The sequence below is a fragment of the Thermincola sp. GK-1 genome (genome assembly GCF_059412445.1).
Genome location: NZ_JBSQAT010000007.1, coordinates 113695 through 126125, shown reverse-complemented (window position 1 = coordinate 126125; position 12431 = coordinate 113695). Strand labels below are relative to the sequence as shown.

Here is a 12431-nt window from a genome sequence, read left to right as displayed (position 1 = left end):
GAGAGTTTCTTGGATATTTCAAAAATGAGCCTGGCTCTGATAAAAGAAAAAGTAAAAGAAATACGGAAAATACAGCCCGGTTTTTTGGAACTGATGGCGCAGGATTCCAGGACTGGCGTTAGAAATCTGTATTTAACCTGTAAAAAACGTCTGGAAGCTATGGAAAAAGAAAAAGAGCGGCTTAACGCTTTGCTTAAGTATGAAAGGGAGCTTTGGGCTGCTGGGTATACATTGGTTGCCGGTATTGATGAAGCCGGGCGCGGGCCTTTGGCCGGTCCAGTTGTAGCGGCTGCGGTAATCCTAAAGCAGGGGGATCTAATTGAGGGTCTGAATGATTCAAAAAAACTGTCACCGGAGAAAAGAAGCGAATTGGAGGAAGTAATCAAAGAAAGAGCCGTTGCTTATGGCATTGGTATAGTCAGTGAAACGGAAATCGACGAGATGAACATTTACCAGGCCGCTTTAAAGGCGATGCGTATTGCGGTGGCTAAAATTTCCTTGAAACCGGAATATTTATTGGTTGATGCAGTAACTATACCGGGGGTGTCCATACCACAAAAAGCCATTGTACACGGGGACGCTTTGAGTTGTTCCATTGCCGCAGCTTCGATATTAGCTAAAGAAACAAGGGATAGGATTATGACGGAACTGGACGCTTTATACCCGCATTACGGCTTTGCCCAGCATAAAGGTTATGCTACCGCTTTTCACCTGGAGGCTCTTAAAAAATACGGGCCATGTCCTGTGCACAGAAAAACCTTTGGGCAGGTCCGGCAAAATCCTACATAAATATACAAATATGTGTATAATGAAGTCAGTAATTTTGGCAATTTTCTTTTTTTAAGAAGGGATTTTTGAAATGAATATAGAATATATATTACCGTGTAAGTTTTTGTCTACTTTCACACTGCTTCCGGAGGATCTGCCATGAAACGGATTGCTCTATTTGACGCCAAACCTAATATGGTTGTGGGCAGAGACGTGCGGAGCAGGACAGGTCATTTGCTTTTAAAAAAAGGCGCTATCTTATCCGAAAAAAATATCGGTATGCTGGCCAGATATGGCGTTCCCATTATTTATATTGAAGACAACCTATCGGACAGTTCGGAGTCGTTGGCGCCGGTTAATGAAGTGCCGGATGTAATAAATTGGGAAACCAGGGTGAGGGCCGAACGGGTTGTGCAGAACATTTTCCGTGATGTCAAAATGGGAAATGTTATTAATTTGGCAAGGCCCAAAAAGGTTGTGGATGAAATTATCAATGAGTTACTTGAAAATGCAAATATAATCGGCAAGCTTTCTGATATCAGGATACTTGATGATTACACCTTTGCCCATTCTGTAAACGTGTGTGTTTTGGCGATTTCCATTGGCATCGCACTCAATTATAGCAGGCTAAGACTTAGAGAATTGGGTATTGGCGCTCTTTTACATGATATTGGAAAAACTAAAGTTCCCGATAGGATTCTACTGAAGCCGGCTAATCTCACTAACGAAGAGTTTGAGGAAATCAAGAAACATCCTATATACGGCTATGAATTGCTTAATAACCACCCTGACTTAAGTAGCAACTCTGCCAGAATATGCCTGCAGCACCATGAAAGGATTAACGGGGCAGGGTATCCATATAAGTTTAAAGGCGCCGAAATTCACGAATACAGCAAGATAGTTTCTATTGCTGACGTTTATGACGCTTTAACGGCGGACAGGGTTTATAAAAATGCCGTTTATCCTTATGAGGCCATAGAAGTCATAATTGCTTCCAGCGGAAACCATTTTGATTCCGATTTGGTCCGCCTGTTTGTAGAAAATATTTCTATTTATCCTGTCGGGTCCACTGTGTTATTAAATACAGGTGAGACAGCTGTAGTAACGCAGGTGCATAGAAGTTTTCCCATCCGGCCTGTGGTTAAGTTGTTGACCACAGCCGACGGAAAGCCTGTTAAAGACTTAAAAGAACTGGACCTGATGACAAATACAACCTTATTCATAAATAAAGTGCTTGATTTTAAGAATACCAAAAGACAATAAAGGTGACAGGTCAAAACAGTCGCCTTTTATAAAAACTTAAAGATTCGCAAAATTCTAAATTATGGCTATTAATTAGTCAACTCTGGGTTTAAATGGATATTTTTTATATCCGTCAGCTTAAAAAACTTTAGATGAAAGGAGGGGGAAAATGGGCGCTGGTTATGCGGTATTAGGAGTCATTTTGCTATGGGGTATTATATTCCCGACCTTGCTCTTATGGCTTTCGAGGTTGTTTCACCCCAAAAATCCAACACCGCAAAAACTTTTAACTTATGAGTGCGGTTTGGATACCCAAGGGGAAACCTGGGTACAGTTTAAGATTAGTTATTTTATGTACGCGTTAATATTTATTGCCTTCGACGTGGAAACTATTTTCCTGTATCCCTGGGCGATTAAATTCCAAAGCTTAGGTTTATTTGCAATAGTTGAAATGTTTATATTTATTGCCATATTGTTAGTTGGATTTTTCTATGCTTGGAAGGAAGGAGCGTTAGAATGGATGTAATTAAACCAAACCAAGTTGACGAATTGGTCAGGAACAATGTTGTTCTAAGTACCGTTGAAGCGGCATTCAACTGGTGCAGGTCGAGGTCCCTCTGGCCTTTGACATTTGGTTTGGCCTGCTGTGCTATCGAGATGATGGCTGCTGCAGATACAAGGTACGACCTTGCCCGGTTTGGGTCCGAAGTGTTTCGCCCCTCTCCTCGGCAATGTGACCTTATGATTATAGCCGGAACCATAACCAAGAAAATGCAGCCTGTAGTACTGCGGCTTTATGAACAAATGGCTGAACCGAAGTATGTTTTGGCTATGGGTAGCTGCGCAATAAGCGGCGGACCATTCGTTGACTCTTACAACGTTGTTTTGGGAGGAGATACCTTCTTACCTGTAGATGTTTATGTCCCTGGATGCCCACCCAGGCCCGAAGCACTCATCTACGGTATTATGCAATTGCGGGAAAAAGTTGCCAATCCAAAGAAAATTGCGAGGTTGAAGGCGAATGGCTAAGGTTATCGACCGTCAAGCTCTTGTGGGCGAGCTGAATAAAAAGTTTGGCGATTGTGCCGAGATATTTGAAGACAATACAAATCAATCCATAAAAGTAAAGCCTGATAAGTTGGTAGAAGTGATGTTGGAACTGAGGGACAACCCCGATTATGATTTTAAAGTTTTGATGAATCTCAGTTCTGTAGATTATCCAGAAAACTTTACCGTAGTTTACCATCTGAATTCGTTAACTCACCTGCATAAGCTAACTGTCAAGGTTGAACTGGACAAAGCAAATCCTCAGGTTCCTTCAATTACTTCTGTTTGGAATGCTGCCAACGTACAGGAGAGGGAAGTATACGACTTGATGGGCATAGTTTTTACAGGTCATCCCAACCTGAAGAGAATTTTATTGGCCGACGATTTTGTCGGTCACCCATTGCGGAAGGACTTTAAAATGCAAGCATAGGAGTAAGAACTGTGGATTTTAATTTCGGGATTGTAGAGGTGTAAAATAATGTTAAAAACACAAGAACTAACCCTGAATTTGGGACCTCACCACCCCAGTACCCACGGTGTATTCCGTTGTGTATTAAACCTTGAGGGAGAGTATATTACCAAGGCTGTAAACCACATCGGGTATCTGCACCGCGGACTGGAAAAACTGGCGGAATCCCGCACCTATACTCAGTTCATTCCTTATAACGGCAGATTGGATTATGTAGCAGGCATGCTTAATGAGTGGGGCTATGTCATGGCTGTCGAAAAACTTTTGGGTATAACTGAGGAGATCCCTGAAAGAGCGGAATATATCAGGGTAATTGTAGGAGAACTGCAGCGTTTGGCCAGCCACGCCATTTATTTTGCTTCCATGGCTCTTGACGTGGCCGGCGCTACCGCATGGTTTTATGGGTTCCGTGACAGAGATGAGATACTTGATGTATTGGAAATGGTTTCGGGGCAAAGGCTTATGCATAACTATATGAGAATCGGCGGTGTTGCCGCTGACCTGCCTGATGGTTTCGAGGAAAAAGTCAGAGCGTTGCTGGATAAGCTGCCTGCTTGTATTGAAGAATACGAAGGCATTTTAATTGGCAATGAAATATTTAAAGCCCGAACCATAGGAGTTGCGCCTGTTTCCAAGGAAATGGCCCTTGATTATGGATTTACCGGACCTAACCTTAGAGCATCGGGCGTGGATTATGACTTGAGAAGAGACGAACCTTACAGTGTTTATGACCGGTTTAAGTTTAACGTTCCCGTGCGGCAGGGCGGCGATACCTATGACCGCGTGCTGATCCGTATCGAGGAAATGAAAGAAAGCGTGAAGATTATCGAGCAGGCATTAAAAGACCTTCCGGATGGCCCGATTATGGCCAAGGTTCCGAAAGTTATCAAACCGCCTGTCGGTGAAGTTTACAGTCGTATTGAAAATGCCAAGGGGCATCTTGGCTTCCACATTGTGAGTGACGGTTCAACGAAGCCTTATCGTACTCGGATTTATTCACCTTGCTTCGTTAATGTTGGTATATTCCCTGAAATGGCTAAAGGGCTTCACCTGATGGATGCAGTAGTAGCCTTGGCATCACTCGATATAGTTCTGGGTGAAATCGACCGTTAAAGTTGAAAGAAAGACCAAAAAAATAGGGTTTATAGGGGAGAAGAAGCATGGAAAAATCTTTTTTTATTAATGTTGCTGACGCCCTAAGGAATTGGTTGACTAACAGCCTGGGTTTTTCTGCTACTGCCACAGACTTAATAACCACCGCTATCTGGACACTGGTTGTAATCCTCTTTATATTAATGAACCTAATTGTTCTTGTGTGGCTGGAAAGAAAATTCAGCGCTTTTTTCCAACAGCGTAGAGGTCCAAACCGGCTGGGGCCTGCTGGATTCCTGCAGTTCCCTGTGGACATCGTGAAGGTTTTGGGCAAGGAAGATATTATTCCCGCTGCCGCAGATAAAAGAGTGTTCAAGATTGCAAGTACCACACTTTTCATAACTGCTCTTCTTGCTTGGGCTGTTATTCCTTTGGGCGACGGAGTAATCTTGAAAGATATGAATATCGGGTTATTCTACTTTATTGCAATTGGTTCTACTTCAACAATTTCGTTTTTGATGGGTGGTTTCGCTTCCAATAACAAATACTCCTTGATTGGTGGTATGCGGACCGTAGCTCAGATGATCAGTTACGAAATCCCCATGGTATTTTCGCTGCTAGGCGTAGTGATGATGGTTGGTTCCCTGAAATTGAGCGATATAGTTGCTGCTCAAAAAAATATCTGGTTTATTATTCCACAATTAGTTGCTTTTGTGGTTTACTTTATATCCACTGTGGCGGAAACAAACAGGGGACCCTTTGACCTCGCAGAGGGCGAGCAGGAACTGGTTGCCGGTTATTTCACTGAGTACTCGGGAATTCGTTATGCTATCTGGATGATTGCTGAGTACGGAAACCTGGTAGCTGTCTCTATTATAGCCTCTATTATGTTCCTGGGTGGCTGGAATGCACCCTTTGGCTTGACCTTTATACCACCGTTTATTTGGCTCTTGCTAAAGATCTACTTCATGATCTTTCTGTTTATGTGGGTTAAGTGGACATATCCGCGGATCCGTATTGACCACTTAATGCACTTTGGTTGGAAGTTCCTGATTCCGGTTTCGCTAGCGAACATTCTGGTTACGGGAATCGGTATTTACGTTTATCGAATGATAACTGGTTAGGTGGTGATAGAGTGTTTGGACAAGGACTTATAAAAGGTCTCAGCATTACTTTGAAACACTTCTTTGAAAAGAAGATTACTCAGCAGTATCCCGAGGAAAGACCCAATTTACCGGACCGTTTCAAGGGTTCTTTCAAATTAAATGTTCCCAAATGTATAGCCTGTGGACTGTGTGCCAACGCTTGCCCCAACCATGTCATCGAAATTACCTCTGAAAAAGGTGAAGATAAAAAGAAAAAACTGACTGGATATAAGATGATGGTTGAGAGATGTTTATACTGCGGTTTTTGTGTTGAAACCTGTCCGACCAAGGCTTTACAGTGGACTAAAGAATTTGAAAATACGAAATTTTTCCGGGAAGATGTAAACTTGGACCTTTTCAACAGTTATGTTCCGTCCCCGGATGATGAAAAGCCTACTAAAGCCGACAGTGAAGAAAACGAGTCGGCTCAGGCCAGTTAGGGGTGAGATCTAGATGACTATTATGTTCTGGGTTATAGCCATAATCACATTAGGATCGGCTCTTATGATGGTTATGAACAGGAACATTTTTCATAGCGCTCTGTTCATGATCGTTACTTTTATCGGAGTGGCCGCAACCTACCTGATGCTTCAGGCAGATTTTATGGCGGCTGTACAGGTGCTTGTTTACGGAGGAGCTATTGCCATATTCGTAGTGTTCGGTATCATGCTTACCCAACGGGGAGATATGAAACAGTCCAACTTATTCTCCAAGCATGCTCCACTGGCAGCTATTGTGGCTCTGGCATTGATTGTTATCAACGGAGTTATGGTTCTCAAAACCAACTGGGCTGTAAGTAATGCAGCGCCTCCCACCGAGACTGTAGGCCCCATTGCTGAACTAATGTTGCAGAAATATGTCATTCCTTTTGAAGTAGCTGCAATTCTATTACTGGTTGCTTTGATAGGAGCAGTAATAATAGCGAAAGAGGTGAAAAAGACCTCATGATCGGATTGCAACATTTTTTGATTTTTAGTGGTACGCTTTTCTGTATAGGCCTTTTCGGCGCCTTGGCGAAAAGAAATGCCATTGCCATACTGATGGGTCTTGAATTAATGCTGAATGCTGTTAATATCAACCTCGTTGCTTTTTCAAGGTATATTACTACAGGCGACTTTACTGGCCAAGTTTTTGCAATTTTTGTTATTGCCGTAGCCGCAGCAGAGGTAGCAGTTGGTTTAGCCTTAATCGTAGCTATATACCGTGACCGGATTTCTGTTAACGTTGAAGATTTTGATTGGTTAAAATGGTAGATTATCTACTAACAAAGGTAGGTGCAAAGTAAACAATGATTGATTTCGCCATACAAAATGCGTGGCTGATTCCGCTTCTACCTGTATTATCCTTCGTATTAATCGTCTTCGTTTTAAAACCCTGGCCGAAACTCAGCGCAGCTCTATCAATTGCATGCATTTTAATTTCATTTGTTCTGGCGATAAGTGTAGGCCTGGGTGTTTTCCACGCGGAAAGCCCGATTACAGCGGAACACCCCTTTAAGCAAGCAGTCACGTGGTTTAGTATGCCGGGACTGGAAATCGAAATGGGGGTACAGATTGACCCGACATCGGCAATGATGTTGTTTGTCGTAACATTAATTGCTTCCTTGGTACAGATTTACTCCCTTGGTTATATGCACGGAGACCCGAACTTTTCCGTATTTTACTCCTACCTGTCATTGTTCGCGGCCTCTATGCTGGGTTTGGTTATTGCTCCCAACCTGTTACAGATGTTTATTTTCTGGGAATTGGTAGGTTTGTGTTCTTACCTCTTGATCGGTTTTTGGTGGCATAAATATTCAGCCCGTGAAGCTGCCAAAAAGGCTTTTATCACTACCAGAACCGGTGACTTCGGTTTACTGATGGGTATCCTGTTGTTGCAAATCAATTTCGGGACTCTCGATTTGCAAAAGCTAGGAGAAATGATCCCTAACTTTACACAGTACACCAGTCTTACAGCGGCTGGATTAACGGCTATTGCCATGATATTGTTCCTTGGTCCTATTGGTAAATCGGGTCAGTTCCCACTGCACGTTTGGCTGCCCGATGCCATGGAGGGCCCGACACCGGTATCAGCGTTGATTCACGCTGCTACAATGGTTGTTGCCGGCGTCTACCTGGTAGGACGTATTCTGGTTTTGTTTAAGACTGTACCTGCAGCCATGCTATTGGTTGCAGTAGTCGGTGGATTTACAGCCTTTTTTGCCGCATCAATAGCCTTCACTCAAATAGAGATGAAAAAGATCCTGGCTTACTCTACTGTCAGCCAGTTGGGTTATATGATGCTGGCCTTAGGTGCAGGCGGTTTGACAGCCAGCATGTTCCACCTGATGACCCATGCATTCTTTAAGGCGTTGATGTTCCTCGGTGCAGGTAGTGTTCTCCACGCTATGCATAATGAGGCTAACATTTGGAAGTACGGCGGCTTGAAGAAAAAGATGCCGATTACTTACTGGACCTTTTTCATAGGTTGTCTGGCTATTGCAGGGATTCCGCCCTTTGCAGGATTTTTCAGTAAGGACCTGATATTGGAAACAGTATTGGCCAACTCTTCTTTCCATCATGCAACCGGTCCCTATGCGGGAGCCTATTCAATACTGTTCATTTTGGGCACATTAACGGCAATGATGACTGCCTTCTATATGTTCAGGATGTTTTTCATTTGCTTCCATGGCGAGCAAAGAGACAGCCATTTCCATCCCCATGAAGCGCCCTTTTCCATGGCTTTACCGCTGGTTGTATTAGCAGTGTTGTCAGTGGTTGGCGGATGGGTTGGAACTCCCTGGACACACGGAGCCGAGAATTTTGCTTATTACATCCGGTTTGGCGAATATGAACCAATTCATGCTAATGTTCCGCTGATAGCGTTGTCCGTTGCTGTGGCACTAATCGGTATTATCGGCGCCTTCATGGTATACGGTAGAAAAACCGTTATGGAGGAACCACTGGCCAAGCTGGGCATAATCTACAAACTGTCTTACAACAAATTCTATATTGATGAAATTTACCTCTGGCTAATCCATAATATTCTGGACGGGGTAGGTAGGATTCTGTACTGGGTTGACATTGTAATCGTTGACAATATTGTTAACGGTGTAGGATTAGCCGCAAAGATTCTTGGCAGTATCCTGAGAAGAACTGAAACAGGAAAACTGCAGCATTATGCTCTGGTCCTGTTTGCTGCGGTGGTAGTTATCGTTTTGGTCCTGGCTTTTAACGGCGATTCCACTACTGCAGCTGCCCTGTTGTTAGGAGGTGGCAGGTAATGGATTTCCCGATACTGACGACGATTTTACTGGCGCCAATAATCGGTGCCCTGATAAACGTTTTCATACCCAAGGAAGAAGCAAAAACCATTAAAATAGTTTCTGCTATTTCCACCTTCATTTCCCTTGCTCTGACCGTTGTGATTTTTGTAATCTATTACAAAAACCACCTCGGTGGCGGCTACCAGTTTACCGAAACAATTCCCTGGGTGCCTGATTTAGGTGTAACTTATGCTCTGGGGGTTGACGGTTTAAGTTTACCATTGCTGTTACTGACCAACCTGATTGGTTTTACGGCAGTTTACTCCTCATGGAGTATCGACAACAGGCCGAAAGAGTTCTTTATCCTGTTGCTTATCCTGATAGCCGGTGTAATGGGAACATTTATTGCCCGTGACCTGTTCATATTCTTCCTCTTCTATGAAGTAGTGGTTATTCCCATTTACATCATGGTTATCATCTGGGGTAGTCAGAGTAAGCAAAAACCGGTTACCAAGGAATATGCTGGTATGAAACTTACTATTTACCTGTTGATAGGTAGCGCTTTCCTGTTGGCCGGTCTGATTTGGATGTATGTTACCGCTGCTGACATACTGGGCGCTCCGACCTTTGCCATCGACCAATTGGCTAAGGCCAACTTCAGCTATGAATTCCAGGTAGTTGTGTTTGGTATGATGGCTTTTGGTTTCACCACGCTGTTGTCCATGTTTCCGTTCCATTCCTGGTCACCTGACGGTTACGCCGGCGCGCCGACTGCAGTCAGTATGATTCACGCCGGAGTATTGAAGAAAATCGGTGGCTACGGTTTAATCAGGATTGGCTTATTTGTTCTTCCACTCGGTGCCAAGTTCTGGGCTCCCGTGATTGCCATCCTTGCTGTAGGAAACGTAGTATACGCCGCGTTAATCTGTCTGGCTCAGAAAGATATGAAATACGTTGTCGGTTATTCATCGGTGAGCCACATGGGCTTCGTACTGATCGGGGTTGCTTCCCTGAATATTATCGGTCTCAACGGAGCAGTTGCGAACATGTTTGCGCATGGTGTAATGTCAGCTCTGTTCTTCTCTATGATCGGTTTCCTCTATGGAAGCACCCATACCAGGTATATTCCTGACTTGGGCGGTCTGGCCCACCAGATGCCGCGTGCAGCCGTAGGATTTGTAATGGCCGCTATGGCTTCCGCCGGTCTGCCGGGATTAGTTAGCTTCGTTCCTGAGTTCACGGTTTTCGTAGGAGTTTTCCAGGTGCCTGAATACAGGGCCTTGGCTATAATAGCTCTTACCGGGGTAATTTTGGGCGCTGTCTACGTGCTCAGAATGGTGGCCAATGTACTCTTCGGACCCAGGAAAGAAGAATTCGACCACCTGGAAGATGCCAAAGGTCCGGCCATGGTACCGATTGTTGTTCTTGGTGCCGCTCTGGTACTCTTCGGCGTATTCCCCTCCTTAATTATGGACATGGTTAACTCCGGCATGGCGCCGATAGCTGCCAAACTTGCTGAGGCCGTTAAGATAGGGGGGAACTTCTAATGGCTGGGATCAATTACGGCTTATTGAGCGTAGAAGCATTAACAGCCCTTCTGGCATTAGTTGTACTGGTTGTGGGCCTGCTGGTTCCGAAACAGTCAAGGTACGGCCTGGGATACTTGATTACTTTTGGTCTGGCGGGAATTCTGGCTTTTACCTTTACCCAGTACGGTATTAATTCTTCAACTCTTAACAAGATGTTCATTCTGGATGACTTTGCAGTATACTTCAAGCAGTTATTTCTTGTTGCCGCAATTCTGGTATCGATGGCTTCCGTGCAATATGTAAAAAAGATGGAATATTATTACGGTGAGTTCTATGTGCTCATTGTATTTGCCACACTTGGCATGATGCTCATGGCTTCTGCCGGCGACCTGATTACCCTGTATCTTGCCCTGGAGCTTATGACTATTACCTTCTATATCCTGACCGGATTTAAGAAAGAAGATCATAAGTCTGCCGAAGCAGGTGTTAAATACCTGATTCTCGGGGCAATGTCGTCAGGTATTCTCTTATACGGTTTGAGCTTGGTTTATGGTTTTACCGGAACAACTATTATTGCTGATGTTGCTACCAAAATTGCCGGTAACGGTGCGGAACCGGCTGTAGTACTGGGACTGGTTTTACTGGTAGCAGGATTTGGTTTCAAGATTTCCTCCGTACCTTTCCAAATGTGGTCGCCGGATGTATACGAAGGAGCTCCTACTCCGGTAACGGCATTCCTAGCTGTTGGTTCTAAAGCAGCTGCCTTTGCCGCTATCCTCCGGGTGTTCCTCGTAGCATTCCCGGATCTGGCCGTACACTGGAAAGTGCTGTTTGCGGTTCTTTCAGCCCTTACCATTATCATTGGCAACCTGGTGGCTATTCCGCAGACTAACATCAAGAGAATGCTTGCCTACTCCAGTATTGCGCAAGCCGGATATATTATGACCGGTCTTGTAGCAGCCAATGAACTTGGTGCTAAAGGCGTTGCCTTCTACGGTATGCTTTATGTTTTTGCTACAATCGGCGCTTTTACAGTTGTTATGAATTTTTATGCGAAAACCGGTAGTGATGAAATTAAGGATTATGCCGGATTGGCCCAGAGATCACCTTTGATGGCTGCAGTCTTAACCGTTTGCTTGCTGTCAATGGCCGGTATTCCTCCATTGGCCGGTTTCGCCGGTAAGTTTTACCTGTTTTCCGCTGTTGTAGGGCAGGGTTACCTTTGGTTGGCCATTATCGGTCTGATTATGAGTATGGCGTCTGTATACTACTATCTGTCGGTAGTTAAAGTAATGTATATGGCTGATCCTGCTGATAACAGTGCAATACCCATCAACGCTGCATCAAAATTCACTCTTATAGCTTGCCTAGTCATTACTGCTTACCTGGGTGTTCGACCCGCAGAGTTGGCTGCCCTGGCCAATAAAGCTGCGGCAGCGCTCTTTAGCTTAATGTAATAGACGGGAGTGAGGGGCCTGGTTAATCAGGCCCCTTTCTTTGGAGGTAAAAATGAGTAAAGCAAGGTTGGAACTTGGTCGGAAAGGTGAAGAGTTGGCTGCAGAATATTTACAAAGGAAAGGTTTTCGCATAATTAAGCAAAATTACCGCTGCTTTTTTGGGGAAATTGATATTGTTGCAGTCGATAAAGAATATCTTGTTTTTGTTGAAGTCAGGACGAAGTCATCTGCCAAGTTCGGTACGCATGCCGAATCTATAACTTCCAGGAAAATCCAGAAAATTCGCCGGGTAGCCGAATGCTTCCTCACATGCTTTCCCGAACAGGTCAACAGAAAAATGCGTTTTGATTTTGTTGGTGTAAACCTGAAGTCGGACAAACCGCAGATTGAACATTACGCGGGAGTGTTTTAATATTTTTTTCTTAAAAAAAAGGAAAA

At 44.1% G+C, this 12431-nt stretch carries 14 protein-coding genes; all 14 read left to right on the top strand.

Annotation, left to right across the window (positions count from 1 at the left end):
* Positions 1-24: 24 nt before the first annotated feature.
* The 14 genes from rnhB to ACSNJE_RS08735 all read left to right on the top strand — a co-directional run bounded on the left by rnhB (position 25) and on the right by ACSNJE_RS08735 (position 12405).
* Positions 25-789, top strand: a complete 765-nt coding sequence (gene rnhB, locus ACSNJE_RS08800; RefSeq protein ID WP_052217977.1) for a ribonuclease HII — start codon at positions 25-27, stop codon at positions 787-789.
* 138 nt (positions 790-927) lie between these two features.
* Positions 928-2031 (top strand): HD-GYP domain-containing protein, encoded by a 1104-nt coding sequence (locus ACSNJE_RS08795; RefSeq protein WP_052217887.1) that lies wholly within the window; start codon positions 928-930, stop codon positions 2029-2031.
* 148 nt (positions 2032-2179) lie between these two features.
* A complete protein-coding gene (locus tag ACSNJE_RS08790; RefSeq protein WP_013120888.1) occupies positions 2180-2536 on the top strand; it encodes an NADH-quinone oxidoreductase subunit A in 357 nt (118 codons plus the stop codon).
* On the top strand, positions 2527-3039 hold the full coding sequence (locus tag ACSNJE_RS08785) for an NADH-quinone oxidoreductase subunit B (RefSeq protein ID WP_013120887.1): 513 nt from the start codon (positions 2527-2529) through the stop codon (positions 3037-3039). The genes ACSNJE_RS08790 and ACSNJE_RS08785 overlap by 10 nt, the downstream gene beginning before the upstream one ends.
* Positions 3032-3487: an NADH-quinone oxidoreductase subunit C gene (locus ACSNJE_RS08780; RefSeq protein WP_013120886.1), complete on the top strand. Its 456-nt coding sequence runs from the start codon at positions 3032-3034 to the stop codon at positions 3485-3487. Before ACSNJE_RS08785 ends, ACSNJE_RS08780 begins: the two co-directional genes overlap by 8 nt.
* Positions 3488-3535: 48 nt before the next feature.
* Entirely contained in the window at positions 3536-4639 is a 1104-nt protein-coding gene (locus tag ACSNJE_RS08775) for an NADH-quinone oxidoreductase subunit D (protein WP_013120885.1), read from the top strand.
* 47 nt (positions 4640-4686) lie between these two features.
* Positions 4687-5742 carry an NADH-quinone oxidoreductase subunit NuoH gene (gene nuoH / locus ACSNJE_RS08770; RefSeq protein WP_052217889.1) on the top strand — a complete coding sequence of 352 codons (1056 nt, stop codon included), beginning with the start codon at positions 4687-4689 and terminating at the stop codon, positions 5740-5742.
* An 11-nt stretch (positions 5743-5753) separates the two neighbouring features.
* Positions 5754-6203 carry a NuoI/complex I 23 kDa subunit family protein gene (locus ACSNJE_RS08765; protein WP_013120883.1) on the top strand — a complete coding sequence of 150 codons (450 nt, stop codon included), beginning with the start codon at positions 5754-5756 and terminating at the stop codon, positions 6201-6203.
* Between the two features lie 13 nt (positions 6204-6216).
* Positions 6217-6711 carry an NADH-quinone oxidoreductase subunit J family protein gene (locus tag ACSNJE_RS08760; RefSeq protein ID WP_013120882.1) on the top strand — a complete coding sequence of 165 codons (495 nt, stop codon included), beginning with the start codon at positions 6217-6219 and terminating at the stop codon, positions 6709-6711.
* Positions 6708-7016: an NADH-quinone oxidoreductase subunit NuoK gene (nuoK, locus tag ACSNJE_RS08755; RefSeq protein WP_013120881.1), complete on the top strand. Its 309-nt coding sequence runs from the start codon at positions 6708-6710 to the stop codon at positions 7014-7016. The genes ACSNJE_RS08760 and nuoK overlap by 4 nt, the downstream gene beginning before the upstream one ends.
* Positions 7017-7051: 35 nt before the next feature.
* Positions 7052-9025 (top strand): NADH-quinone oxidoreductase subunit L, encoded by a 1974-nt coding sequence (nuoL, locus tag ACSNJE_RS08750; RefSeq protein ID WP_052217891.1) that lies wholly within the window; start codon positions 7052-7054, stop codon positions 9023-9025.
* Positions 9025-10554, top strand: coding sequence for a complex I subunit 4 family protein (locus ACSNJE_RS08745; RefSeq protein ID WP_013120879.1), 1530 nt, complete (start codon positions 9025-9027; stop codon positions 10552-10554). Before nuoL ends, ACSNJE_RS08745 begins: the two co-directional genes overlap by 1 nt.
* Positions 10554-11993, top strand: a complete 1440-nt coding sequence (locus ACSNJE_RS08740) for an NADH-quinone oxidoreductase subunit N (RefSeq protein ID WP_013120878.1) — start codon at positions 10554-10556, stop codon at positions 11991-11993. Before ACSNJE_RS08745 ends, ACSNJE_RS08740 begins: the two co-directional genes overlap by 1 nt.
* A 52-nt stretch (positions 11994-12045) precedes the next feature.
* Positions 12046-12405, top strand: coding sequence for a YraN family protein (locus ACSNJE_RS08735; RefSeq protein WP_013120877.1), 360 nt, complete (start codon positions 12046-12048; stop codon positions 12403-12405).
* Positions 12406-12431 lie beyond the last annotated feature (26 nt).